Below are 24,091 nucleotides of genomic sequence, written 5' to 3'. Positions count from 1 at the left end.
GCTCTCCCGGGCTGGAATGGGTGTGATGGGAGAAGGGGTTATACGGGGGATTGCAGCGGAATTGGGGAGGGTATAGGCGGACTTTTGTAATCGGCTTCAAATTCGGGATAATATTGAGGTTGTGATCTAAAACTTTTTTATTACGTTTATTACGAGATCTTCGATGATCGAGATAACTTTGCTTTTAGTTATCTCTACGGAAGATGGATGGGCAGCCGTATTTCGCACCCCGAGAGCGTCCTCCAATATCTTGCGAACATCGTTTGATATGATGTTTGCAGCACGGCACAGCTCAATGAACTTACTTTCTTTCAACTCCGAGAGGTCTTCCTTGGTGGAAATTTTCTTTATTCGTTTGTCTGGATTTGCTGAGAGGGCGGCATTGAAATCAGCTGATTTATCGTTGAGCACGTGATCGAAGAGATGGTCTATTGCTAATATCCAAACCATGACTATAGCCGCTCTGTTAGCATTTGCTTCAAAACAATCTACGACTTCAGCAAGGAATCGCCTTTTAGGCCCTTCTTCAAAACTCCTTTCGAGAGAGCGAAGCTCTGCACTTGTTTGAAGCACAACGCGATGAGATCCAAATCTTTGAGATAGCGTGTCACTGAAGGTACGATGGAGTCTGTAACCCGAAGGAGTGCGAATGTATCGCTTCTCACTCCCTTTAAGGCCCTCCGAGAGATAGGCTGCGAGGCGGGACGGGACGTTTAGATCGCAGATAGTGAAGCATCCTCCCACAGTCTTGGCAGTGGCGGCCACTTCTCCTTGTTCGACAGTCAGAAAATATACAAAGAACGAAGTAAGATCTCGATCGGTAGCGGAAGCTCGATCTGTAATGGCTTCATAAAAGCGAGTGACCGCGGGCCTCACGTGCTAGCTTTCTTGATTCCGCCATGGTCGATGTGGTTTTTGCCTCTGAGCGTTAATTCAACATCGTTGACTGTGGTGAAGTTAACTAGGCCTTTGCCTCGTGCTGTAACAAATGCTTGTCCAAATGCTTCGGGAAGTTTGAGGCCTGCATCTGTATAACACGTAAAGAATGCATCAAAACCAGCTGGTGATAGGCCCTTAGACTCTAGGAACTTGCTGATTGCGACAATAGTGTTTGTATGGCTAGTCAATTGATATTGGCTAAGAAACTCTTTGACTCCCGTGGTATCGAGATCTGGGAGAAGCTTAGGGCGATGCGAGGTTACGCCCGATGGGCCTTTATCTTTGCTCCCAGTAGTTGCTTGGCCGGATGGCTGCCGCTTCTTGGGTCGCGTTTTCGTTTTTTCCTCATCCGCGACTTCGATACCTTGCGAGTGTTGATTTTCAGCCTCAAGGTTCTTTGACGTTGCCGACGGTGACTGAGTTGCGGTCATCATAGCAAGTCGATCTCGGAAATCTTGATAGACGCGCCATACGAAATCTTGGTCGCCTTCGGCATCAATGATTCCTTGGCCAATATTAATATGCAGCTTAACGTTGCTCATATTTTCCACCTCTCTCTCGTAATACGATGCAGAAAGGTTGCTTGATTCGGAAGATCCTTACGGCGAGAGTACTCTAAATTTACAAAGTAAAGGTTGCGTTTTTCCCCAGAAAATACGGTTCAGTTAGGCTGCGGCGAGATTCTATGTGTTTTCGTGGGTCAATAGGCTAGACGGAGCTAGCAGAGTTTGGAGCTTTTTAGGAAAACTGGTGCTGCTAGAGAGATTTGAACTCTCGGCCTCTCCCTTACCAAGGGAGTGCTCTACCCCTGAGCTATAGCAGCATTCCGTGGCGCGGTGTGGTGCGCCGTATTGGGCGAGGCGGCTATTGCCATAGGTCGGGGCCGAGTGCAAGTCGCAAATTGCAAGTTCTGTGAAAGATCGTTGGAAAAAATGTGTCGGTCTTTTGAAGGCCGGGGTTTTCGGTTATGGGAAAACCATGGCTGCGGACAAGACGAAAATCGATGAAGGGCAGGCTTTGCAGGGCGGTTCGGCGCCGGGTGGGGCCGGTGACGAGGCGGGCGAGCCCGTGGGCGGCAGGCAGGTCACGGAAGCCGATCGGCGGCGGGAGCGGGCGGCGCAGAAGCTGCGCGAGAACCTGTCGCGGCGCAAGCAGCAGGTGAGGGCGCGGCGCGCCGGCCAGGCCGACGAGACGGATGGTTTGCCGGCTGCAAAGGCTGGGGATAGCGCGGATGCCGCCGCAAAAAGGGACGAATCGCAATGATTGATGTCGTCCATCATCAAACGAATTGATGCGTTAATCTATTTCGTCTAAAGAGCGCGTTTTACCAGGTGCACGAAACCTGGCGCCCGCGACTTCAAGGCGCCCGGGACTATCAGGAAAGGCGGGCCTCGCCCGTATTGCTTATATGGATCGTATCAGGATTGTCGGCGGCAATGAGCTTAACGGTATCATTCCGATCTCCGGCGCCAAGAATGCCGCCCTGCCGCTGATGATCGCCTCGCTTCTGACCAGCGACACGCTGACGCTCGAAAACGTGCCGCATCTGGCCGATGTCGAGCTCCTGATGCGCATCCTCGGCAATCACGGCGTCGATGTCGCCGTCAACGGCCGGCGCGAGCGCCAGGAAGACGGCTATTCCCGCACGATCCATTTCACCTGCCGCACCATCGTCGATACGACAGCACCTTACGAGCTCGTCGCCAAGATGCGCGCGAGCTTCTGGGTCATCGGGCCGCTGCTCGCCCGCGAGGGCCAGGCGCGCGTGTCGCTGCCCGGCGGCTGCGCCATCGGCACGCGCCCGGTCGATCTCTTCATCGAAGGCCTGCAGGCGCTCGGCGCCACCATGGAAATCGACGCCGGCTATATCAACGCCACCGCGCCGAAGGGCGGCCTCGTCGGCGCGCGTTATGACTTCCCGAAGGTTTCCGTCGGCGCGACGCATGTGCTGATGATGGCCGCGACGCTTGCCCGCGGCACCACGATTATCGGCAATGCGGCCCGCGAGCCCGAGATCGTCGATCTCGCCAATTGCCTGATCGCCATGGGCGCCAAGATTTCCGGCGCCGGCACCAGCACGATCACCATCGAGGGCGTCACCTCGCTCTCCGGCGCTCGCCACCGCGTGCTGCCCGACCGTATCGAGACCGGCACCTATGCCATGGCCGTCGCCATGGCCGGCGGCGACGTCACGCTCGAAAATACCGATGTCGCGCTGCTCGACACCGCGCTCGAAAGCCTGCGCCGCGCCGGTGCTGTTATTTCGCCGACCAACAACGGCATCCGCGTCATGCGCAATGGCGGCGGCATCCAGCCGGTCGACGTCGTCACCGATCCGTTCCCAGGCTTCCCGACCGACCTGCAGGCGCAGTTCATGGCGCTGATGACCCGCTCCTCGGGCGTCTCGCATATCACCGAGACCATCTTCGAAAATCGCTTCATGCACGTGCAGGAGCTTGCCCGCCTCGGCGCGAAGATCTCTCTGTCAGGCCAGACGGCCCGGGTCGAGGGCGTGCAGAAGCTGAAGGGCGCGCCGGTTATGGCGACCGACCTTCGCGCCTCCGTCTCGCTCGTCATCGCCGGCCTTGCCGCGGAGGGCGAGACGCTGGTTTCGCGTATCTATCACCTCGATCGCGGCTTCGAGCGGCTGGAAGACAAGCTGACGCGCTGCGGCGCCGTCGTCGAGCGCATCAGCGACTAAAGCGCGTCGCGATATCGCGGAATTAATCCGAAGTTTTGCGCATGCCGCTGTCGCAAAGCCGCGACAGAATTTTGTCGGGCATGTCTCAATTCCGTCAGATGACGCCAAGAGAGTGGGCAAGCCCGTTTTCTTCGGTTGCGTCTTTTGCGCTCGCATTTTATGTCCAGAATGAAGAAACCTCGGCAATCGTGCTTGCCGGGCGTTCTGATGGCGCGATTAGGGATAAAGGACGAATGAGCGATCTCAAGCTAATGGCACTCGACACCGATGACCTGGATGTCATCTCTGCCTATATGCAGGATAGCGTCTTCAAGGTCGGCGACATGTCCTTTGCGCCGAAGCAGGAGCAGTTTTCGCTCGCAGCCAACCGTTTCGTCTGGGAGCAATCGGATCAGCGCAGCAAGCCTTACGAACGCCATCGTTCCGCGCTGGTGTTCAAGCGCGTGCAGGCCGTGCGTTCGAACGGCATCGACCGGCGCAACCGCGATGAAGTGCTGTCGCTGCTCGCCATCCGCTTCGACCAGAGGGGCGACGGGCCAGACGGCACGATCGAGCTTGCTCTTGCCGCCAATGCCACGATCGCGCTCGATGTCGAATGTATCGAGGCTCAGCTTGCGGATATCGGCGGTGCATGGGAAACGGCCCATAAGCCTCGACATCCGGACGCCGGCGAATAGGCTTGTAACGGTTGCATTTGGCCGCTGACGGCGGCCCCGATGGAAGGGAATATCAGTTTTGGCTATCTGGCTGGATCAGGCGTCGGAAGGGTTCGAGCAGCAGTTCGCCGCATTCCTGACGACCAAGCGGGAAGTGTCCGAGGATGTGAATGCCGTCGTACGCGGCATTATCGATGATGTGCGCGCGCGCGGCGATGCCGCCCTTGCGGAATACTCCAAAAAGTTCGACGGCGTCGATTTCGCCGTGACGCCGATGCGCGTCAGCGAAGCCGAAATCGACGCGGCGATCGAGGCGGTTCCGGCCGAAGTGCTTGGCGCGCTGAAGGTTGCCGCCACCCGCATCGAATCGCATCACCGCCGGCAGCTGCCGAAGGACGATATCTATGAGGACGATCTCGGCGTCGGGCTGGGGTCGCGCTGGACGGCAATCGAGGCCGTCGGCCTCTATGTGCCGGGCGGCACGGCGAGCTACCCCAGCTCGGTGCTGATGAATGCCGTGCCGGCCAAGGTCGCCGGTGTCGACCGCATCGTCATCGTCGTGCCGGCCACAGGCGGTGCCGTCAATCCGGCCGTGCTTGCGGCGGCCCGCATGGCCGGCGTCGAGGAAATCTACCGCATCGGCGGCGCGCAGGCGATTGCGGCGCTCGCCTATGGCACCGAGACGATCCAGCCGGTCTACAAGATCACCGGCCCCGGCAATGCCTATGTGGCCGCGGCCAAGCGTCAGGTCTTCGGCACCGTCGGCATCGACATGATCGCCGGCCCGTCGGAAGTGCTCGTCATCGCCGACAAGAACAACGATCCGGACTGGATCGCCGCCGATCTGCTCGCCCAGGCCGAGCATGACGAAAGCGCGCAATCGATCCTCATTACCGACGATGCCGAATTCGGCAAGGCCGTGGACGCGGCGGTCGAGCGGCAGCTGAAGCAGCTCAGCCGCGCGCAGACGGCGGCAACGAGCTGGCGGGATTTCGGCGCGGTCATCCTGGTTTCGGACCTGAGACAAGCCATTCCGCTCGCCAACCGCATCGCGGCCGAGCACCTCGAACTTGCGGTCGATGATCCCGAGCCGCTGCTTTCAGGCGTGCGCAATGCCGGCGCGATCTTCGTCGGCCGTCATACGCCGGAGGTGATCGGCGACTATGTCGGCGGTTCGAACCATGTGTTGCCGACGGCGCGCTCCGCGCGCTTTTCCTCCGGGCTTTCCGTGCTGGATTTCGTCAAGCGCACGTCTATTCTCCGGCTGGGGTCGGAGCAGCTTCGCGCACTCGGGCCGGCCGCAATCGCGCTTGCCAATTCCGAGGGGCTGGATGCACATGCGCGATCGGTCGCGATCCGCCTCAATCTCGAGGGGTAAGGCATGGCCAAGGGCGTCTTCCGGCTGAGCGATGTGGTCCTGGATGACACGATCGGCCGCTCGACGCCCGATGTCGAGCATGAGCGCGCCGTCGCCATCTTCGACCTGATCGAGGAAAACAGCTTCGAGCCCGCAGGTCACCAAGGCGGCCCTTATCTGCTCAACCTGTCGCTGGTCGAGCAGAAGCTGGTCTTCGACATCCGCACGGAAGACGGTGGCGTCGTCGCCACCCATATTCTGTCGCTGACCCCGTTCCGCCGCATCGTGAAGGACTATTTCATGATCTGCGAGAGCTATTACGAGGCGATCCGCTCGGCCACCCCCAGCCGCATCGAAGCAATCGACATGGGCCGGCGCGGCATCCACAACGAAGGCTCCCAGACATTGATGGACCGGCTGAACGGCAAGATCACCGTGGATTTCGATACGGCGCGCCGGCTTTTCACGCTCGTCTGCGTGCTCCACTGGCGCGGGTGACTGATATGGACGAGCCGCAGGCGATCGAGCACAATGGCAGGTCGCCCGGGGGCAAATCCCCCGGCGCCATCCTCTTCATGTGCGGGCTGAACGCCATCCGCTCGCCCATGGCCGAGGCGATGGCCCGCAGCATGCTGCCGCAGGGCACCTATATCGCCTCGGCGGGCGTGCGGGCCGGCGAGCGCAATCCCTTCGTCGATGTCGTCCTTGGTGAAATCGGACTTTCGCTCGGCCGCCGCCAGCCGCAGACCCTCGAAGAGCTGGAGGATGATTTCTTCGATGTCATCATCACGCTGTCTCCCGAGGCGCATCATGCCGCCCTTGAATTGACGCGGGCGAACGCCGTCGATGTCATCTATTGGCCGACGATGGACCCTTCCGCGACGGACGGAACACGCGAGCAGGTTCTGGACGCCTATCGTGGCGTGAGGGACTATCTTCTCGGCCTGATCGAGAGCAGGCTGGTGGAACATCGCGGCTCGCTTTAGAGCTGCGAATGAAACAAATGCAGAAACCCTTATCAACGAGGTTCACAAAACCGCGATGATTGTGTAGTTTCCGCGCAAATTTCCGGCGACCCCCGCTTTTTTGGCATGGGCGCCGGTCCCAACCGACAGGAAAAGAAGCTTTAATGCCGAAAGAAGAAGTCCTCGAATTTCCCGGTGTCGTCACCGAACTCCTGCCGAACGCGACCTTTCGCGTGAAGCTGGAAAACGAGCACGAGATCATTGCCCACACCGCGGGCCGCATGCGCAAGAACCGCATCCGCGTTCTGGCCGGCGACAAGGTGCTGGTGGAAATGACCCCTTACGACCTGACCAAGGGCCGCATCACCTACCGTTTCAAGTAATCAGCCGCTCGTTGGAGCTGCCGATCGTCGGTCATGCTCTAAAGCCGGTTCTCATTCCCGCATGACAGGTCGAGGTCTGATGGCGTTGAAACACAAGCTGATACTGGCCTCCGGATCGCCGCGTCGCGTTGAGCTCCTGCACCAGTCAGGCATCGAGCCCGCGCGTCTCATGCCGATGGATATCGACGAGACGCCGAAAAAATCGGAGCATCCGCGCTCGCTGGCGCGGCGGCTTTCGGCCGAGAAGGGCGATGCGGCATTCGCGGCGATCAAGAGCGATGCCGCCTGGCAGGGGAGCTATATCCTTTCGGCCGATACGGTCGTCGCCGTCGGACGGCGCATCCTGCCGAAGGCGGAGTTCGTCGATGAGGCGGCTGCGGCTCTGCATCTGCTCTCCGGCCGCGGCCATGTCGTCTATACCGGCATCTGCCTGATTACGCCGGATCGCAAGGCCCGTCAGAAGGTCGTGGAAACCAAGGTGCGTTTCAAGCGGCTTTCCGGCCGCGATATCGAAATGTATCTCGCCTCCGGCCAATGGCGCGGCAAGGCGGGCGCTTATGGCATTCAGGGCCTTGCCGGCTCCTTCGTGCAGAAGCTCGTCGGCTCCTACACCAACGTCGTCGGATTGCCGCTTTATGAGACCATGCTGCTGCTCGCAGGCGAAGGATTCGATGTCCACGCCGGATGGCAGGAAGGATAAAGCTCATGACGAAGGCTGAAGAGATCAAGGTCGGTTCGAAGGTCGAGCCGCTGCGCAAGACGCGTCCCTGTCCGGAATGCGGCCGTCCTTCATTGCGTGAACACTATCCATTCTGCTCGGATCGCTGCCGCTCCGTCGATCTCTCGCGGTGGCTCAATGGCTCCTATGCCATCCCCGTCACCGAGGATGAGACGAAGGCCGACGGCTCGGATCAGGACTGAATGTGCTTTTCCAGAGGGGCTCTGTCTCGCGAAGCCTTTCATTTTGTTCGCGAATTGGCAAAATTCGATTTCCTGTCAAAAAAGAGTCATTTGCGGCTGGACATGGCCGAACAAGATGCTATAACCCCGCTCGCTTCCGGGGCGAACCAACCGCCCAGCGCCTCTCAAGGCTCTTCCTTTGACGCGAAGCTCGGATGCCCAGATAGCTCAGTTGGTAGAGCAGCGGATTGAAAATCCGCGTGTCGCTGGTTCGATTCCGGCTCTGGGCACCATCTTTTCTCCCCATTCATGCGGACAATGAAGCCTGACGCTGGCTTCGACCAATTCTTCGCCGAGATCGTGTATTTGCAAGAATACGCGGCTGACGCGTCGGCGGAGGTTGTGTAACCAATAGCGTGTGTTGCGTGGTCGCAACAATCCTAAGGTTGCGTTTCATTAATTCGGTGCATGACCCCATCAAGATATTGATGACATTTGGAATCAAGCGTACGAATTATTGACAGATCACCTATTGATTCGAAGCGAGTCATACCGCACTTTAGATACAGCGGGATAAAGTGATCTCGTAAAAGCCGGCGTTTATTGCAATAGCAAGCTAACCGAGGCGCCATGTTAAACAACGATGTTCTGTTCAACACGTTCGCCCGTACTTTTGAAGCACGGCGCGAAGTCGAGATGTCATTCTCTGAATACCTGGAAGCGTGCCGGGATGACCCGCTCATGTACGCCAATGCGGCGGAGCGGCTACTGGCAGCCATGGGTGAACCGCTGCTGATCGATACGGCCAAGGACACTAGGCTTGGGCGTATCTTCATGAACCGGACCATCCGGACTTATCCAGCTTTTTCGGGCTTTTTCGGCATGGAAGAGACGATCGAACGCATCGTCGCCTTCTTCCGCCATGCGGCCCAGGGGCTGGAGGAGCGCAAGCAGATCCTCTATCTGCTCGGGCCTGTCGGCGGCGGCAAGTCATCGCTTGCTGAGCGATTGAAATCATTGATGGAAGTCCATCCCATCTATGTCCTCAAGGCTGGCAACGAGCTGAGCCCGGTCTTTGAAAGTCCGCTCAGTCTGTTCGATCCGGTCACCATGGGGCCGATGATCGAGGAGCGCTACGGCATTCCCCGCCGGCGTCTGACCGGGCTCATGAGCCCTTGGTGCCTGAAGCGGCTGGAAGAGTTCGAAGGCGATATCTCGCGCTTCCGCGTCGTCAGGCTGCAACCCTCAAGATTGCGGCAAATTGCCGTCGCCAAGACGGAACCGGGCGACGAGAACAACCAGGACATCTCCTCGCTGGTCGGCAAGGTGGATATCCGCAAGCTCGAAAGTCTCGCGCAGAACGATCCGGATGCCTACAGCTACTCCGGTGCATTGAACCGCGCCAATCAGGGCATTCTCGAATTCGTCGAAATGTTCAAGGCGCCGATCAAGATGCTGCACCCGCTGCTGACGGCGACGCAGGAAGGCAATTACATCGGTACGGAAAACATCGGTGCAATACCCTTCTCGGGCATCATACTAGCTCACTCAAACGAGTCGGAATGGCAGACATTCAAGGCCAACAAAAACAATGAGGCATTCATCGACCGCATCTGTGTCGTGAAGGTGCCTTATTGCCTGCGGGTCACCGAAGAGCAGAAGATCTACGAGAAGCTGATCGAGGAATCCGAACTCAGCGACGCGCCCTGCGCGCCGTCGACCCTGGAGACGCTCGCCCGCTTCACGGTTCTGACGCGGCTTTCCAAGCACGAGAATTCGACCGCCTTCTCCAAGCTTCGGGTCTATGACGGCGAGAGCCTCAAGGAGACCGATCCGAGAGCGCGCAGCGTGCAGGAATATCGCGACTCGGCCGGTGTCGACGAAGGCATGGACGGAGCTTCCACCCGTTTTGCCTTCAAGGTGCTGGCGGCGACCTTCAACTACGACACGACTGAGGTCGGCGCCGATCCGGTGCATCTGATGTACATGCTGGAGCAGGCGATCCGCCGGGAACAGCTGCCGCTTGAAACCGAGAAGCTCTATATCGAATTCATCAAGAGCGAACTGGGGCCGCGCTATGCGGAGTTCATCGGCAACGAGATCCAGAAAGCCTATCTGGAATCCTATGCGGATTATGGCCAGAACCTTTTCGATCGCTATGTCGACTATGCTGACGCCTGGATCGAGGATGTGGACTTCAAGGATCCCGACACGGGCCAGCTTCTCGACCGCGAGCTTCTGAATCAGGAACTCACAAAGATCGAAAAGCCGGCTGGTATCGCCAACCCGAAGGATTTCCGCAACGAGGTCGTCAAGTTCTGCCTGCGGGCACGGGCGAGCCATGGCGGCAAGAATCCGTCCTGGACCAGTTACGAGAAGATCCGCGAGGTCATCGAAAAGCGGATGTTCTCCCAGGTCGAGGACCTTCTGCCCGTCATCTCGTTCGGATCCAAGAAGGATGGCGAGACGGAGAAGAAACATGGTGAATTCGTCGAACGGATGGTCGCGCGGGGCTATACCGAGCGTCAAGTCCGGCGGCTTGTGGAATGGTACATGCGTGTGAAACAGGCGGGATGAGCCACCAAGGAAGAAGGAATGCACATTGTTGACAGACGCCTGAACCCAGGCGGAAAAAGTCTAGAAAATCGTCAACGATTTTTGCGAAGAGCAAAAGCGCTGGTGCAGAGAGCGGTCTATGAATCCTCTCAAAATCGCGACATTCAGGACATTCTGAAGGGTGGCGAAATCAGCATTCCCCTAGATGGAACCGAGGAGCCTCGGTTCCATCGCGGCCCGGAAGGGCTGAAGGAACATATTCTTCCCGGTAACAAAGACTTCATCGAAGGTGATATTCTGCCGCGGCCCGAAGGCGGTAGCGGCAAATCCCGCGCCGGCGGCGATGGATCCGGCGAGGATGCCTTCCGCTTCATCCTGACGCGGGACGAGTTCCTCGATCTCTTCCTCGACGATCTCGAATTGCCCGATCTTGCCAAGCGCCGCCTGATGTCGGCCGACCAGATTAATCCGGTGCGTTCAGGCTATTCGGTGACGGGATCACCCGCCAATCTCGCCATCAATCGCACGATGCGGCTCGCCATGATGCGTCGCGTCGCGCTGCATCGTCCGAAACCGGAGACGGTCGAAAAGCTCATCGAGGAGGCGGAGGAGTGCACCGACGAGAAGCGCCGGGCACAGCTCGAAGACGAGATCAAGCGGCTGGAATCGAAGGTCCGGCGCATTCCCTATATCGATCCGATCGACATACGCTATCGCCGCTTCGAGAATGAACCGAAGCCGGTGGCCCAGGCTGTCATGTTCTGCCTGATGGACGTCTCCGGCTCGATGACGGAGCACATGAAGGATCTCGCCAAGCGCTTCTACATGCTGCTCTACATCTTCCTGACCCGGCAGTATCGCCGCGTCGAGATCGTCTTCATCCGGCATACTGATGTGGCGGAAGAGGTGGACGAGGAGACCTTCTTCCGTAGCCCGGCGACCGGCGGGACCCAGGTTTCGAGCGCGCTCGAGGCCATGCGGCGGATCGTGCGCGACCGCTTCCCGGCATCCGACTGGAATATCTATGCGGCGCAGGCGTCGGACGGCGACAATGCCTATTCCGACAATGCGACGACGGCAGCGCTGATGACGAGCGAGATCCTGCCGGTCTGCCAGTATTTCGCCTATCTCGAAGTGGGGGAATCGCGCAGCGTTGCGATTTCGTCCGGTTCGGCGATCTGGTCGCTCTACGAGCGGATGCAGGCGGGCTGGCCAGTGCTTTCCATGCGGCGTGTCAGCGATCGCAGCCAGATCTATCCGGTCTTCCACGATCTCTTCCAGCGCCGGACGGCGGAAACAAGGAGCGGATGATGGCGAAAAAGGCATCGATGGAGCGGCTTTTCGACGGTGCGGACTGGGATTTCACCACCATACAGCGAATTCACGATGCCTGCGAGAAGATCGCCATCAACGAGCTTGGCCTCGACGTTTATCCCAACCAGATCGAGATCATCACCGCCGAGCAGATGCTCGACGTCTATTCCTCGATCGGCATGCCGCTCTTTTACAAGCATTGGTCCTTCGGCAAGCACTTCGCTCATCATGAGGCTTTCTACCGCAAGGGCCTCCGTGGGCTTGCCTATGAGATCGTCATCAACAGTTCGCCCTGCATCTCCTATCTGATGGAGGAGAATAGCGCGACGATGCAGGCGCTGGTCATCGCCCATGCCGCCTTTGGCCACAATCACTTCTTCAAGAACAATTACCTCTTCAAGCTCTGGACCGATGCCGAAGGCATTCTCGACTACCTTAATTTCGCCAAGAGCTATATCGCGCGCTGCGAGGAGCGCTATGGCCACGCCGCCGTCGAGCGTACGCTGGATGCCGCGCATGCACTGATGTCGCATGGGGTTCATCGCTATGCCGGCAAGAAGACGCCGGACCTGCGCGACGAGGAGAAGCGTGAGCGCGAGCGGCGCGAATATGATGAGAAGATCTTCAACGATCTCTGGCGCACGGTTCCGACCGGACATGGCAAGAAGACCCTCGATCTCGACTTGGAGCGGCGACGCTCGCTGGCCGGTCTGCCGCAGGAGAACATCCTCTATTTCCTGGAAAAGATGGCGCCGCGTCTGAAGCCCTGGCAGCGCGAAATCATCCGCATCGTGCGGCATGTGGCGCAGTATTTCTATCCGCAGAGCCAGACCAAGGTGATGAACGAGGGCACGGCGACCTATGTGCACTATCGCATCATGACGCGGCTGCACGAGCTTGGCGGCATTGGCGACGGCGATTTCCTGGAATTCCTGAAATCGCATACCAATGTGGTTTTCCAGCCGACCTTCAACGATCCCCGCTATTCCGGCCTTAACCCTTATGCGATCGGTTTTGCCATGATGCAGGATATCGAACGCATCGTGACGAAGCCGGAAGAGGAGGATCGCCAGTGGTTCCCCGAGATTGCCGGCACCGGCGATGCGATGGCGGTGCTGCGTGACCTCTGGGCGAATTATCGTGACGAGAGCTTTGTAGCGCAGTTCCTCAGTCCGCACCTGATGCGCAAGATGCGCATGTTCCAGCTGACGGACGATCCGGAGGAGGAAGAGGGGCTGAGGGTCGCTGCCATTCATGACGAGCGCGGCTACCGGCGCATCCGACGCGAGCTGTCGCGGCAATATGATGTCGGCTGGATCGATCCGCATATCGAGATCGTCGATGTCGATCTTGCCGGCGACCGGCGGCTACTGGTCAAGCACACCGTGCTGAATGGCGCGATGCTCGACGATATGGATGCTAAGCGCGTGTTGCAGCACCTGGCCGATCTCTGGAGCTACGACGTGCTGATGCAGGAAGTCGACCGCTCCGGCGCGGTGCTTCGCGATCACCTCGTTCATCCACGCGCTTCGGCACTTGCGGCGTAAGCGCTCCGCTCTAGCATCAAAGAAGTAGAGCGTGATGTCTTCCGAAAGCCGCCTACACTTTTCGGCATCACGCGCTAAGACTGCTTTTTCGGTTGTCGCTGATGGCCGCTTACCTGTGCGCCGTCTTCCGGCTGCAGCTTGAGGAAGCCGGGTATGCCGAGCAGCGGGATGACCGCCATCAGCAGGAAGGCCAGATGGAATTTCTCTGGTGTCAGTGGCGATCCATCCAGCGTCACCAGATCGAGCAGCATCGCGGCAACGGAGATACCGAAGCTGACGCTCAATTGCTGCAGCATGCCGCCGAGGCTCGTCGCACGGCTGAGCTGGGCGGCTGGCGTGTCGGAATAGGACAGGGTGTTTGACGTCATGAATTGTCCGGCACGTGCCAGTCCGAAGATGAAGACATAGACGATGATGAACCAGTGCGGCGTATCCGGCGTAATCAATGCGAAGCCCGCGACGACGGCGGCGCCGAACACGGCGCTCCAGGTGAGCATCCGGTCGAAGCCATAGAGCTTCAGCAGTTTTGCCGAGACCGGCCGCACGGCAAGGGCGCTCAAGGCGCTGACGAAGGTCAGCGTGCCCGAGACGATCGGGCTCAAGCCGAAGCCTACCTGCAGCATCAGAGGCAGCAGGAAGGGCACGCCGTTCAGGCCGACACGACAGACGCCGCCGGCAAGCGTGCCGATACGAAAGGTGCGCAGTTTGAAGAGGGTGAGATCCACGGCCGGCGATTCCGCCGTTCTTGCATAACGGATGAAGCCGATCAGCAGCAGTCCCGCGGCGGCGAGTGTGAGAAAAATCGCCCAGACCGGAATCGTCGGGCGGCCGATATTCTCGATCCCGTACTGCAGCAGCACGCAGCCGAGGCCAACCATGATAAAGCCCGGGAAATCGAATTTGATCGTCTCGTCGCGCTCGGTGTCCTCGACATAGCGCAGCGCCATGGCCATGCCGATCAGGCCGAAGGGCAGATTTACCCAGAAGATCCAGCGCCAGGAAAGATAGGTCGTCAGAAAGCCGCCGAGCACAGGCCCGATCACCGGCCCGATGACGGCGGGCAGGGTCATATAGGTCATGGCCGTAACCAGCTGGCTGCGCGGGAAACTGCGGATGAGAATGAGGCGCCCGACCGGCGTCATCATCGCGCCGCCGAAGCCCTGCAGCGCGCGGGTGGCGATCAGCATGGGCAGGCTGGTTGCAAGGCCGCACAGGATAGAGCCGATCGTGAAGATGAAGAGGGAAAGCGCGAAGATGCGCCGCGCGCCGAAGCGATCCGCGAACCAGCCGCTCACCGGAATGAACATGGCGAGCGTCAGAATATAGGTCGTGACAGCCAGATTCATGCGGACCGGCGTCGTGTCGAGGCTCTTGGCGATATCGGGAACGGCGGTGATGAGGATGGTCGAATCCAGCTGTTCCATCAGGAAGGCGACGGCGACCACGGCGGGGATGATGTAGCGCAGGCGAGGGTTGCGTTCGACCGCAAAAGTCTGGCCTTGCGGATTGGGATCTATCGAATCCATGAAATGAAATGGCTTTCCAACGTCCGGCTGGGGACCGGCGCGTTTGACGATTTGCATGAATCCCTTCGGAAACCGCCTCGTGCTCTCGGGAAACATGGTGCTGGCGGCCGGTGATCCGCCGACCTTCGGAATCGTCGCCTATATGAGCACCATCCATGGCGCGGTGCAACAAAAACCAAGCCCCTGGATGTCGGAACTAGTTGGTCGAGGCGGGGGAGGGCAGTGTCCAGCGCGCCTTGTCGAAGACGATCGCCGTGCGGATCTGCTCCGGCGCCGTTCTGCGTAATTCCAGCTGAAGATTGAAACTGTTGTTGCTCTGGAATTCCTTGAAGAAGGCGAGCTTGGCGCCGAAAGCCTGTAGCGTCACGTCCCGCAGCCCACCGATCGCATCGAGTGCTGCCTGGAAATCCAGCCAGTGCGTCTCGTTCAGCAGGAGCACCACGGTATCGACGAAGGTGCCGGCAATCGCCTTGCCATCGGCATTGTCGGGCATGATGACCTTGATGCGGATGGTCTCGAGTTCGCCTGATGGTTTGCCCCGAGCGATGATGAAGAAGGAGGCTGCGTTTGCATCGCCATAGGCGCCCTTCTGGATGGCATAGCTGCATTCGGAGGTGCCGGTGCCCAATTCGCTCTGTCGCCACTCCCCGACGGATAGGCCGAACTTCGCAAGGTCGGCACAAAGCGTCTCGCCGGATATACGCCAGCTGCGTACGAAGGCGCTCAGAAGTGCATCGACGGGTTCGTCGAGCAGATGGGATCTTTTCTTGACGGGCGGCTTTGCAGTGACACTTGCCGGCTTGACGCGGACGTTCCTGGCTGCTGGGGCTGACGTCGTCGTCGGCGCTGCCGGAGGCTCGGCCGTATGGGCTGGTTGTTGTTGTTCCTGTACAGGTGCGGCGGGCGCTGCTGTGTGCTGCTCCGGCTTCGGGAAGAGATTGAGATGATAGCGACTATCCAGCGCTCTCAGATTGCGCATATCGTTGGCAAGGAGCGCGGTCGCCAGGATGATCGAACCGATGACAACAGCTGCAATCCAAAAGACAGCCCTGCTTTTCTTGCGAGGTGGCGCCACCGACATGATTCAGATCACAGCTACTCCCGAGGAAACACGCTTGCTGCAATAACTGTATGTTGCGCAGCCTATCCATGGCTACAGCATATGCGTTTATGAACGATTGATCATTCTAATGTTTCTTTGTCAATTCATGATGTTGCCCAAGGCGCATCACGATCCCCCGCAACCGGTTTCTCCGTTTCGGGCTTCTGGCTTTTTGCACGTCTTTGTCGCGGTGTCGCGCCCATAATGATGCAGTCTGCCCTAGTCGAAATATGCCTTGAGTGCCCTGACGGTGGCGGCATCCGTGCGGCGGACCGACGGTGTCGAGAAGCCAAGGGCAATGACGCGCTCATCCGTCTCCGAGACGGTTGCGGAGCAGGAGGCATGGATCTCGCTGATCTCCAGGCGCGGCCAAAGCTGGCCGACCGTCGCCAGCGTCACGCCGGAACCAGGCATGATGGAGATGCGGCCGGCGGCTGAGGCAATCGCCTGCTCGAGCATGGCAACGCCTTCGGCCGCAGTCCTTGCGCCGCCGGACGTCAGGATGCGCTCGAAGCCGAGGGAGATCGCGGCATCGACCGCTTCCTCGACGTCGGGCACGAGATCGAAGGCGCGGTGCAATGTCTTGCCGAGACCTTCCGCTTGGGCGGCGAGGGCGGCGAGAGCGTCAATATCCAGTCGGCCGTCCGGCAGGGAGGCGCCGAGTACGACGCCCGGCAGCCCGGCGGCCCGTGCCGCATCGATGTCACGCTTCATGATGTCAAGTTCATCGCCCGAGTAGACGAAGCTGCCGGCACGCGGGCGGACAATGGCATAGGCCGGGACAGGCATCCTCGCCGCGGCGGCCATCAGTCCGGCACTCGGCGTCAATCCGCCAAGAGGAAGCGCGCTGCAAAGCTCGATGCGATCGCCGCCGCCCTCGATGGCCGCCTTGAGGCCGGCAATGTCCTCGACACAGACCTCAAGCAGCATGGGTGTGTTCTCCGGCATATTGCAGGCCCAACAGGGCGGCGCCGATGAGGCCTGGTTCAAGCTTGCACTCACTGGGCACGACGAGCGGCCGGCCGAACTTGCGCAGGATGCGGGTGCGCACCGCTTCATCCAGACGTGCCAGGAGCGGTTCGACGTTGGAAAGGCCGCCGCCGACCGGCACGATGGTTGCACCGGTTATGTTGATCGTGAGCGCGAGGGGCGAGGCGACCAGATCTACCATGACCTCGATCGTGCGTTCGGTGCGGTCTTCGCCTTTCAGCCACTGGCTGATGATCTCTTCGCTGGAGAGTTCCAGTCCATGGAGCGTCTTGTGCAGGCGTTCGATGCCGCGCGCCCCGCCGACGGTGTCGACGCAGCCCTTCTGGCCGCAACCGCAGGCATAGGCGGGAATGGCGACCGGCGGATTGCCGGCAAAAGAGGCGATGATGGGGCCGTGGCCCCATTCCCCTGCAAAGCCGCCGGCGGCGTTGACCAGCCGGCCATCCGCGACGAGACCGCCGCCGACGCCGGTACCGAGAATAGCGCCGAAGACGATGCGATGGCCACGGCCCGCGCCGGACATGGCTTCCGCCATGGCGAAGCAATCGGCATCATTGGCGATCAACACGGGATAGCCGAGCTCCGCTTCCAGATCGGCGGCAAGATGCCGACCATGAATGCAGGGAATATTGGCGCAGGTGAGCGCCTGCGTATCGGGATCGACAACGCCGGCGATGGAGAAGGAGAGGCAATCCGGCCTCTCACCGGCTTCGGCAATCACCTCGCGCAAGGCAGCGACGAATTCGGCGAAATCATGCCTCGGCGTCGGGCGCCGTGCCAGCGGTACGATATCCGTCATGGAGCGGGCGATACCGCCTTTGATGGCGCTGCCGCCGATGTCGAAGGAAACGATCATGGATACCGACCTGCTGGAAACATGGCGCACTTGCTCGCACCCTTTGCCGGTCTTTGCAAGGTTAATCCTCTTTAGGATCAACCGCCGCCGGCGAAGTGCCGTCAAGCGGAGGGCAGGGTGATCCTGGCTTCGAAGCCATCGGTCCTTCCGGTCGCCGGCGACAGCAGATCGAGGTGCCCGCCGATCTGGCCGACGATGCGCTCGACGATCGAAAGTCCCAGGCCGGAGCCCGCCGCTTTCGTCTTGCCGCGCCAGAAACGCTTCTTCAGGCCGGCAAGTTCGTTCGCGGAAAGCACCGCGCCGCCATTGATGACGCGGACAGTGCGGTCGTCGACGCTGACCGTCACCTCGTCATCCGTCGGGCCGTGGATCAACGCGTTCTCGATAAGATTGCGCATGACAATCGCAAAGGCATCGATATCGACATTGCGGATCAGCTTCTCCGCTGTTTCGTTCTCCAGAAAGACGCGGCCCGCCGTGCCGGTATCGCGGTCGTAGTCGCCGATGACTGTTTCGATGATGGTCACGAGGTCGGTGGGCTTGTCACCCGTGCCGATGCCGGCCTGGGCGCGGGAAAGCTGCAGCAGTTTTTCCGCCAGCCGGCCGAGATTGGAAAGCGACGTCTCGATGCGGCCGGCGCGTTCCGTCAATTGCCCCTGCGGCAGTTCGGCGATCAGCCGCTGCGTCTGGGCCAGAGCGCCCGCAATCGGGGTGCGCAGCTCATGGGCACTGTTGGCGGTGAATTCGCGTTCGGCTTCCAGGGCCAGGCGAAGGCGCTCCAGCAGCAGGTTGACGGAGCGAGCGATCGGCTGGAGCTCGAGCGGCAGCGTCTCGCTCACGAGCGGCGCCATGTTGCCGCCGTCCTTGGTGGCGATCTCGGAGCGCAGACGGTCGATCGGCCGCAGCGATCGACCAACGATGATGCCGATGGCAATGATGCTGGCGGGAATGAGCGCCAGCAGCGGCCAGAGCAGAGCGACACCGCTTTCGCGCGATGCCTCGCGGCGATTCTTGAAGGCATCGGCGACATGCAGGAAGATCGTCCCGTCGGCCGAGGATTCGGTATAGATCCGGTATCGTGGGGTGTTATGGAAGCCGATCTTCAGCGGCACGTCATAGGCGGTCGCCGGAGCATCGTGGGAATGCAGGATGACCTTGCCGTTCGCATCGAGCACCTGATAGGTCAGATATTCGCGGTTCAGCCCCCTGTTGAGTTCTTCCAGGCTCTGCGGATCGCCGGAATGGTCGCGGTTGGCGAGATCGTCGAGCACCAGCGGCAGCAGACGCTCAGCGGTTTCCTGCAATGCACCGTCGAAGGTCTCGGAGAGTTCCTTGTTGACGACATAGACGCCGATGCCGACCGCAATCAGCCAGAAGACGACGACGGTGCCGGTCAGCGCGGTAATCAGACGCCGGGTGATGCTGGCACGGCTGGGCTGCTTGCCTTCGGTCATCGTTCACCCAGGCAATAGCCGACGCCGCGGGCCGTCCTTATGCGGTCCTTGCCGATCTTCTTGCGCAGGCGGCTGACGTAGACTTCCACCGTATTGCTCTCGATTTCGGAGCCGAAGGCATAGAGCGCTTCCTCTATCTTGTCCTTCGATACGATGGCGCCCGGCCGGGTTATCAGCAGGTCGAGTACGGCCCATTCGCGTCCCGTCAAAATCACATCCTTGCCGGCGAGCTTGACGCGGCGCTGCGGCTGGTCGATTTCGAGGTCGTCAAAGCGAAGTGTCGGCTGGGGGCTGCCGGCATAGCGCCGGGCGACTGCCAGGATACGGGCAGTAAGTTCGCCAAGGTTGAACGGCTTGACGAGATAATCGTCGGCGCCGCTGTTCAGACCTTCAATGCGGTCAGAGATCTGGTCGCGCGCGGTCAGGATGATGACGGGCGTTTCGTCGGGCTTGCGGCGCAGCCGTTTCAAGAAATCGATGCCGCTGCCGTCCGGAAGTTGCAGATCCAGCAGGATGAGGCCGTATTGCACGGCACGGGTGACCTCCTCTGCATCGGTCAGGTTCTTGACCCAATCCACGGCATGAGGCCCCGCCGCGATATGGTCGCGAACCGCGCCGCCGATCGTCTCGTCGTCCTCCACCACAAGAATGCGCACCTGCACCTCTCAACCGTTGAACGTACTTCAGTTAATGCCGACGAACCTATCGGGTCAATAACGGCTGAAATAAGCCGTGGCTGGATACACAGTTCATGGCTCGGCCACCCGCCGAAAACGTTCCCGGCGCCTATGGACAGACAGGAACGCGATGGTTACTTGTTTGCGCGGAGAACGAAGCGGCCCGGGATGGCCGCCATAGGCTATCGGAGGGCCTCGGTCATGCTGAAGGGAATTTCGCCGCTATTGAATGCGGACGTGCTCTATGCGCTGAAATCGATGGGGCATGGCGACATGCTTGTCGTCGTCGACACGAATTTCCCGGCGGAGGCCATCGCGAGCCAGACTGTTCTGGGCGAACTGCTGCGCATCGATAATGTGTCCGCTGCCGATGCGGTTGCCGCGATATTGTCGCTGATGCCTCTCGATACCTTCATCGACGATGCGGCGACGCGCATGGAAGTTGTGGGCGCGCCGAACGAGGTGCCGTCGGTTCAGCGTGAGGTTCAGGCTGCGATCGACAAGGCCGAGGGCAAACATTGGCCGCTCTCACCCGTCGAGCGTTTTGCCTTCTACGAGCGCGCCAAGGATGCCTTTTGCGTTATTCAGACCGGCGAGCGCCGCTTCTACGGTTGTTTCACCTTGACCAAGGGTGTCATCCCGCCAGAAGCTGAGTGATCCGGACTGAATGACCCGGCACGGATAGTCCGGATCATCCCGGGCAAGGGCGCTGTTTCGGTAAAGGAAGGCGATGGCGAAGAAGCTGGATTCCCAAGGGCGGCTTGACGATGCGGCGCGGGCCGGATGGCTCTACTACGTCGCCGGCCGGACGCAGGACGAAATCGCCGTCGCGATGGGAATATCCCGCCAGTCGGCGCAGCGGCTGGTGTCGTTGGCCGTCGCCGAACGGCTGATCAAGGTGCGGCTGGATCACCCGATCGCCGCGTGCCTGGAATATGCGGCGGAGCTCAAGAAGAAGTTCAATCTGCGCCATGTCGATATCGTGCCGAGCGATCCGGACAGCACCTCTTCCACGATCGGTATTGCCGAAGCGGGGGCAGCCGAAATCGAGCGCTGGCTGCGGCGAGCCGACCCGATCGTGCTGGCGATCGGCACGGGCCGCACACTGAAGGCTGCGGTCGATCAGCTGCCGGCCATCGAGTGTCTGCAGCATCGTGTGGTGTCGCTGACGGGCAATATCGGTCCCGACGGTTCGGCCGCCTATTACAACGTCATCTTCAGCATGGCCGACGTCATCAAGGCGCGGCATTTTCCGATGCCGCTGCCGGTGCTGGTGTCGTCAGCCGAAGAACGTGAATTGCTGCACGCGCAGGCGCTGGTGCGCTCGACGCTCGATATCAGCGCACAGGCCAATGTGACCTTTGTCGGCATCGGCGAGATGGGCGTGGAAGCGCCGCTCTGTCTCGACGGCTTTCTCGAACGGGACGAAATGCTGGCCTTGATGGATCGGGGTGCCGCCGGCGAAATCTGCGGCTGGGTCTTCGACGGCAATGGCAGGCTCATGCCCGACGATGTCAACGAGCGCGTCGCCAGTGCGCCCTTGCCGTCACGAGACACGTGCACGGTCATCGGAATCGCCAAGGGACGACGCAAGTTCCAGGCGATCAAGGCTGCAGTAGTCGGACAGCAGATCAATGGTTTGATCACTGACGAGGCAGTTGCCGAATTTTTGCTCAAGGTTTGAGCAAAAAATTTAACCCATAGAAACAAAGAGATAGGTTGCTTGCTCGGCAATGCAGCAACGAATCTGCATTGACATTTTGTCGCAACAAGTGAGTAATTGCCCACGAGCAAAGCGAATGCTCATTTTTAATCTTCTGGGAGGAAGATATGAAATTGAAAACTTTACTGCTGGGCGCCTGCTCGGCTCTGATGTTTGCCGGCCTGGCGTCTGCCGAAACCCTCACGATTGCGACGGTCAACAACGGCGACATGGTCCGTATGCAGAAGCTTACGGACGATTTCAAAGCCAAGAACCCCGGTATCGATCTGCAATGGGTTACGCTTGAAGAAAACGTATTGCGTCAGAAGGTTACGACCGACATCGCTACCAAGGCTGGCCAGTACGACGTGCTGACCATCGGCACCTATGAAGTGCCGATCTGGAGCAAGCTCGGCTGGCTTGCCTCGCTCGACAAGCTTTCCGCCGACAAGAACTATGACGTGGATGACCTTCTCCCGGCCATTCGCAGCGGTCTGACGACCGACGGCAAGCTCTATGCGGCACCGTTCTACGGCGAAAGCTCGATGGTGATGTACCGCAAGGACCTGTTCGACAAGGCCGGCCTGAAGATGCCGGACGCGCCGACCTGGGACTTCATCGCTGATGCTGCCCGCAAGATCACTGACAAGGACCATGAGGTCTACGGCATCTGCCTTCGCGGCAAGGCAGGCTGGGGCGAGAACATGGCGTTCCTGACGGCGATGTCGAATTCGTTCGGCGCTCGCTGGTTCGATGAGAAGTGGAAGGCACAGTTCGACCAGCCGGAATGGAAGGACACGCTCGACTTCTACGTCAAGCTGATGAAGGACGCCGGCCCTCCGGGCGCTTCCTCCAACGGCTTCAACGAGAACCTGGCCCTGTTCCAGTCCGGCAAGTGCGGCATGTGGATCGACGCCACCGTTGCAGCCTCCTTTGTTTCCGATCCGAAAGAATCGAAGGTCGCCGACAAGGTCGGTTTCGCCCTGGCGCCGGACAAGGGCCTCGGCAAGCGCGGCAACTGGCTCTGGGCATGGAACCTCGCCATCCCGGCTTCCTCGAAGAAGACCGAAGCCGCTGAGAAGTTCATCTCTTGGGCAACCAGCAAGGAATACACCAACCTTGTTGCTCAGAAGGAAGGCTGGCTGAATGCACCTCCCGGCACCCGTACCTCGCTCTACGCGAATGCGGACTACCAGAAGGCAGCGCCTTTCGCCAAGATGACGCTTGACTCGATCAACTCCGCTGATCCGACGCATCCGACCGTGAAGCCGGTTCCCTATGTCGGCGTCCAGTTCGTCGCCATCCCTGAATTCCAGGGCATCGGCACGGCTGTCGGCCAGCAGTTCTCGGCAGCGCTTGCCGGCCAGATCTCGGTCGATCAGGCGCTCAAGGCCGCACAGCAGCTGACCACCCGCGAAATGACGAAGGCCGGCTATCCGAAGTAAGGGCCTTCGAAGCTAAGGAAAGCAGCGCCCCCTCTCGAGCACTGCTTTCCCCTAGGCCGCCGAGCGCCGAACTGCCCTTGGCGGCCCTTTTCGTTTCAGCCGGTCCACGGCCACCTCTCCCGCTTGAAAGATAGGTTGGTACTTGCCATGGCAACGTTGCACACCCGTTCCACCGCGCGCGTCATGATGGCGCCTTCGGTTCTGCTCCTCTTCGCGTGGATGATCGTCCCGCTCGTGATGACGATCTATTTCTCGACGCTGAACTACAATCTGCTGAACCCCGGCACGCATGATTTCATCGGGTTTCTCAACTACGAATATTTCATCAGTGACCCTGCCTTCCTGAGCTCGCTGATCGTGACGCTGCTGCTTGTCGGCGGTGCGTTGCTGATTACCGTGGTCGGCGGCATTGCACTGGCTCTCCTTCTTGATCAGCCGATCTTCGGCCAGGGCATCGTGCGCATGCTGGTGCTTGCGCCCTTCTTCGTGATGCCGACGGTCGCAGCCCTCATCTGGAAGCATATGTTCATGAACCCGGTGAACGGGCTTCTGGCGCATCTCTTCAAATTTTTCGGGCTTGATCCGCTGACCTGGCTGGAGACGGTTCCACTGCTGTCGATCATCATCATCATCGCCTGGCAGTGGCTGCCTTTCGCAACACTCATCCTGCTGACGGCCCTGCAGTCGCTGGACGAGGAGCAGAAGGAAGCTGCCGAGATGGATGGCGCCGGACCGGTTTCGAAGTTCATCCACATCATCCTGCCGCATCTGGCGCGCGCCATCACCGTGGTGATCCTGATCGAAACGATCTTCATGCTGTCGGCCTTCGCCGAGATCCTCGTCACCACCAATGGCGGTCCGGGTACGGCGACGACCAACCTCACTTATCTCGTCTATTCGCAGATCGTTCTGTCGCAGGACGTCGGCGGCGCATCGGCGGGCGGCATCATCGCCGTCATCCTCGCCAATATCGTCGCTATCTTCCTGATGCGCGCGGTCGGCAAGAATCTGGAGGCTTGAG

At 59.8% G+C, this 24,091-nt stretch carries 24 protein-coding genes and 2 tRNA genes; 17 read left to right on the top strand and 9 right to left on the bottom strand.

Going from position 1 to position 24,091, the window contains the following annotated elements; all coding sequences use genetic code 11:
- Positions 1-126: 126 nt before the first annotated feature.
- The 3 genes from AC13Q5_RS28200 to AC13Q5_RS28190 form a co-directional block, all read right to left on the bottom strand.
- The gene (locus AC13Q5_RS28200) at positions 127-765 is read right to left on the bottom strand and encodes a hypothetical protein (RefSeq protein WP_488503914.1); all 639 of its coding nucleotides are present in this window, start codon (positions 763-765) and stop codon (positions 127-129) included.
- A 107-nt stretch (positions 766-872) separates the two neighbouring features.
- On the bottom strand, positions 873-1,490 hold the full coding sequence (locus AC13Q5_RS28195) for a hypothetical protein (protein ID WP_488503913.1): 618 nt from the start codon (positions 1,488-1,490) through the stop codon (positions 873-875).
- Positions 1,491-1,687: 197 nt separating this feature from the next.
- A tRNA-Thr gene (locus AC13Q5_RS28190) sits at positions 1,688-1,762 on the bottom strand.
- 155 nt (positions 1,763-1,917) lie between these two features.
- Between AC13Q5_RS28190 and AC13Q5_RS28185 the strand changes: the two genes are divergently transcribed.
- The 13 genes from AC13Q5_RS28185 to AC13Q5_RS28125 all read left to right on the top strand — a co-directional run bounded on the left by AC13Q5_RS28185 (position 1,918) and on the right by AC13Q5_RS28125 (position 13,318).
- Positions 1,918-2,202 (top strand): hypothetical protein, encoded by a 285-nt coding sequence (locus tag AC13Q5_RS28185; RefSeq protein ID WP_488503912.1) that lies wholly within the window; start codon positions 1,918-1,920, stop codon positions 2,200-2,202.
- A gap of 145 nt (positions 2,203-2,347) precedes the next feature.
- Positions 2,348-3,640 (top strand): UDP-N-acetylglucosamine 1-carboxyvinyltransferase, encoded by a 1,293-nt coding sequence (murA, locus tag AC13Q5_RS28180; protein WP_457877947.1) that lies wholly within the window; start codon positions 2,348-2,350, stop codon positions 3,638-3,640.
- Between the two features lie 233 nt (positions 3,641-3,873).
- Positions 3,874-4,317: a DUF2948 family protein gene (locus AC13Q5_RS28175; RefSeq protein WP_457877948.1), complete on the top strand. Its 444-nt coding sequence runs from the start codon at positions 3,874-3,876 to the stop codon at positions 4,315-4,317.
- 58 nt (positions 4,318-4,375) lie between these two features.
- Positions 4,376-5,674, top strand: coding sequence for a histidinol dehydrogenase (gene hisD / locus AC13Q5_RS28170; protein ID WP_488503911.1), 1,299 nt, complete (start codon positions 4,376-4,378; stop codon positions 5,672-5,674).
- Positions 5,675-5,677: 3 nt separating this feature from the next.
- Positions 5,678-6,151, top strand: a complete 474-nt coding sequence (locus AC13Q5_RS28165; protein WP_457877950.1) for a UPF0262 family protein — start codon at positions 5,678-5,680, stop codon at positions 6,149-6,151.
- Between the two features lie 5 nt (positions 6,152-6,156).
- Positions 6,157-6,639, top strand: a complete 483-nt coding sequence (locus AC13Q5_RS28160) for an arsenate-mycothiol transferase ArsC (protein ID WP_457877951.1) — start codon at positions 6,157-6,159, stop codon at positions 6,637-6,639.
- Positions 6,640-6,782: 143 nt separating this feature from the next.
- Entirely contained in the window at positions 6,783-7,001 is a 219-nt protein-coding gene (gene infA, locus AC13Q5_RS28155) for a translation initiation factor IF-1 (RefSeq protein ID WP_004117876.1), read from the top strand.
- 79 nt (positions 7,002-7,080) lie between these two features.
- The gene (locus AC13Q5_RS28150) at positions 7,081-7,701 is read left to right on the top strand and encodes a Maf-like protein (RefSeq protein ID WP_075851762.1); all 621 of its coding nucleotides are present in this window, start codon (positions 7,081-7,083) and stop codon (positions 7,699-7,701) included.
- A 5-nt stretch (positions 7,702-7,706) separates the two neighbouring features.
- Positions 7,707-7,922, top strand: a complete 216-nt coding sequence (yacG, locus tag AC13Q5_RS28145) for a DNA gyrase inhibitor YacG (protein ID WP_075851761.1) — start codon at positions 7,707-7,709, stop codon at positions 7,920-7,922.
- 196 nt (positions 7,923-8,118) lie between these two features.
- A tRNA-Phe gene (locus AC13Q5_RS28140) sits at positions 8,119-8,194 on the top strand.
- A gap of 337 nt (positions 8,195-8,531) precedes the next feature.
- The gene (locus AC13Q5_RS28135) at positions 8,532-10,478 is read left to right on the top strand and encodes a PrkA family serine protein kinase (RefSeq protein ID WP_075851759.1); all 1,947 of its coding nucleotides are present in this window, start codon (positions 8,532-8,534) and stop codon (positions 10,476-10,478) included.
- Positions 10,479-10,496: 18 nt separating this feature from the next.
- Positions 10,497-11,768, top strand: a complete 1,272-nt coding sequence (locus AC13Q5_RS28130) for a YeaH/YhbH family protein (protein ID WP_075851758.1) — start codon at positions 10,497-10,499, stop codon at positions 11,766-11,768.
- The gene (locus AC13Q5_RS28125) at positions 11,768-13,318 is read left to right on the top strand and encodes a SpoVR family protein (protein ID WP_075851757.1); all 1,551 of its coding nucleotides are present in this window, start codon (positions 11,768-11,770) and stop codon (positions 13,316-13,318) included. Before AC13Q5_RS28130 ends, AC13Q5_RS28125 begins: the two co-directional genes overlap by 1 nt.
- Positions 13,319-13,392: 74 nt before the next feature.
- Here the strand turns inward: AC13Q5_RS28125 and AC13Q5_RS28120 are convergent, their stop codons facing one another.
- From AC13Q5_RS28120 to AC13Q5_RS28095, 6 genes are all read right to left on the bottom strand, one after another.
- Entirely contained in the window at positions 13,393-14,844 is a 1,452-nt protein-coding gene (locus AC13Q5_RS28120; protein ID WP_488503946.1) for a DHA2 family efflux MFS transporter permease subunit, read from the bottom strand.
- Positions 14,845-15,040: 196 nt separating this feature from the next.
- Entirely contained in the window at positions 15,041-15,925 is an 885-nt protein-coding gene (locus AC13Q5_RS28115) for a DUF6030 family protein (protein WP_488503910.1), read from the bottom strand.
- A 240-nt stretch (positions 15,926-16,165) separates the two neighbouring features.
- Complete coding sequence (locus tag AC13Q5_RS28110; RefSeq protein WP_075851755.1) at positions 16,166-16,876, bottom strand: copper homeostasis protein CutC; 711 nt, start codon at positions 16,874-16,876, stop codon at positions 16,166-16,168.
- Positions 16,866-17,792: an ROK family protein gene (locus AC13Q5_RS28105; protein ID WP_488503909.1), complete on the bottom strand. Its 927-nt coding sequence runs from the start codon at positions 17,790-17,792 to the stop codon at positions 16,866-16,868. Before AC13Q5_RS28105 ends, AC13Q5_RS28110 begins: the two co-directional genes overlap by 11 nt.
- A 101-nt stretch (positions 17,793-17,893) precedes the next feature.
- The gene (locus tag AC13Q5_RS28100; RefSeq protein WP_075851752.1) at positions 17,894-19,246 is read right to left on the bottom strand and encodes an ATP-binding protein; all 1,353 of its coding nucleotides are present in this window, start codon (positions 19,244-19,246) and stop codon (positions 17,894-17,896) included.
- Positions 19,243-19,902 (bottom strand): response regulator, encoded by a 660-nt coding sequence (locus AC13Q5_RS28095; RefSeq protein ID WP_075851751.1) that lies wholly within the window; start codon positions 19,900-19,902, stop codon positions 19,243-19,245. The genes AC13Q5_RS28100 and AC13Q5_RS28095 overlap by 4 nt, the downstream gene beginning before the upstream one ends.
- Before the next feature lie 222 nt (positions 19,903-20,124).
- Here AC13Q5_RS28095 and AC13Q5_RS28090 point away from each other — a divergent pair, with 222 nt between their 5' ends.
- The 4 genes from AC13Q5_RS28090 to AC13Q5_RS28075 all read left to right on the top strand — a co-directional run bounded on the left by AC13Q5_RS28090 (position 20,125) and on the right by AC13Q5_RS28075 (position 24,090).
- A complete protein-coding gene (locus AC13Q5_RS28090; protein ID WP_457877955.1) occupies positions 20,125-20,580 on the top strand; it encodes an RbsD/FucU family protein in 456 nt (151 codons plus the stop codon).
- Between the two features lie 73 nt (positions 20,581-20,653).
- Positions 20,654-21,607: a sugar-binding transcriptional regulator gene (locus tag AC13Q5_RS28085; RefSeq protein WP_075851749.1), complete on the top strand. Its 954-nt coding sequence runs from the start codon at positions 20,654-20,656 to the stop codon at positions 21,605-21,607.
- A 146-nt stretch (positions 21,608-21,753) separates the two neighbouring features.
- The gene (locus tag AC13Q5_RS28080) at positions 21,754-23,070 is read left to right on the top strand and encodes an ABC transporter substrate-binding protein (RefSeq protein WP_075851748.1); all 1,317 of its coding nucleotides are present in this window, start codon (positions 21,754-21,756) and stop codon (positions 23,068-23,070) included.
- A 147-nt stretch (positions 23,071-23,217) separates the two neighbouring features.
- A complete protein-coding gene (locus AC13Q5_RS28075; RefSeq protein ID WP_075851746.1) occupies positions 23,218-24,090 on the top strand; it encodes a carbohydrate ABC transporter permease in 873 nt (290 codons plus the stop codon).
- The last annotated feature ends 1 nt before the right edge of the window (position 24,091 follow it).

The sequence above is a fragment of the Martinezella sp. CNPSo 3964 genome (genome assembly GCF_057784375.1).
This window is presented reverse-complemented; position numbering and strand designations above follow the sequence as displayed.

What these genes read in the sequence shown, in the direction of transcription:
- AC13Q5_RS28120 (WP_488503946.1), bottom strand. Translation starts at nt 14,844, where the DNA reads ATGGATTCGATAGATCCCAATCCGCAAGGCCAGACTTTTGCGGTCGAA.
- AC13Q5_RS28160 (WP_457877951.1), top strand. Translation starts at nt 6,157, where the DNA reads ATGGACGAGCCGCAGGCGATCGAGCACAATGGCAGGTCGCCCGGGGGC.
- infA (WP_004117876.1), top strand. Translation starts at nt 6,783, where the DNA reads ATGCCGAAAGAAGAAGTCCTCGAATTTCCCGGTGTCGTCACCGAACTC.
- AC13Q5_RS28135 (WP_075851759.1), top strand. Translation starts at nt 8,532, where the DNA reads ATGTTAAACAACGATGTTCTGTTCAACACGTTCGCCCGTACTTTTGAA.
- AC13Q5_RS28115 (WP_488503910.1), bottom strand. Translation starts at nt 15,925, where the DNA reads ATGTCGGTGGCGCCACCTCGCAAGAAAAGCAGGGCTGTCTTTTGGATT.
- yacG (WP_075851761.1), top strand. Translation starts at nt 7,707, where the DNA reads ATGACGAAGGCTGAAGAGATCAAGGTCGGTTCGAAGGTCGAGCCGCTG.
- AC13Q5_RS28105 (WP_488503909.1), bottom strand. Translation starts at nt 17,792, where the DNA reads ATGATCGTTTCCTTCGACATCGGCGGCAGCGCCATCAAAGGCGGTATC.
- AC13Q5_RS28100 (WP_075851752.1), bottom strand. Translation starts at nt 19,246, where the DNA reads ATGACCGAAGGCAAGCAGCCCAGCCGTGCCAGCATCACCCGGCGTCTG.
- AC13Q5_RS28110 (WP_075851755.1), bottom strand. Translation starts at nt 16,876, where the DNA reads ATGCTGCTTGAGGTCTGTGTCGAGGACATTGCCGGCCTCAAGGCGGCC.
- AC13Q5_RS28185 (WP_488503912.1), top strand. Translation starts at nt 1,918, where the DNA reads ATGGCTGCGGACAAGACGAAAATCGATGAAGGGCAGGCTTTGCAGGGC.
- AC13Q5_RS28085 (WP_075851749.1), top strand. Translation starts at nt 20,654, where the DNA reads ATGGCGAAGAAGCTGGATTCCCAAGGGCGGCTTGACGATGCGGCGCGG.
- AC13Q5_RS28165 (WP_457877950.1), top strand. Translation starts at nt 5,678, where the DNA reads ATGGCCAAGGGCGTCTTCCGGCTGAGCGATGTGGTCCTGGATGACACG.
- AC13Q5_RS28175 (WP_457877948.1), top strand. Translation starts at nt 3,874, where the DNA reads ATGAGCGATCTCAAGCTAATGGCACTCGACACCGATGACCTGGATGTC.
- AC13Q5_RS28130 (WP_075851758.1), top strand. Translation starts at nt 10,497, where the DNA reads ATGCACATTGTTGACAGACGCCTGAACCCAGGCGGAAAAAGTCTAGAA.
- AC13Q5_RS28080 (WP_075851748.1), top strand. Translation starts at nt 21,754, where the DNA reads ATGAAATTGAAAACTTTACTGCTGGGCGCCTGCTCGGCTCTGATGTTT.
- AC13Q5_RS28090 (WP_457877955.1), top strand. Translation starts at nt 20,125, where the DNA reads ATGCTGAAGGGAATTTCGCCGCTATTGAATGCGGACGTGCTCTATGCG.
- AC13Q5_RS28150 (WP_075851762.1), top strand. Translation starts at nt 7,081, where the DNA reads ATGGCGTTGAAACACAAGCTGATACTGGCCTCCGGATCGCCGCGTCGC.
- AC13Q5_RS28075 (WP_075851746.1), top strand. Translation starts at nt 23,218, where the DNA reads ATGGCAACGTTGCACACCCGTTCCACCGCGCGCGTCATGATGGCGCCT.
- murA (WP_457877947.1), top strand. Translation starts at nt 2,348, where the DNA reads ATGGATCGTATCAGGATTGTCGGCGGCAATGAGCTTAACGGTATCATT.
- AC13Q5_RS28125 (WP_075851757.1), top strand. Translation starts at nt 11,768, where the DNA reads ATGGCGAAAAAGGCATCGATGGAGCGGCTTTTCGACGGTGCGGACTGG.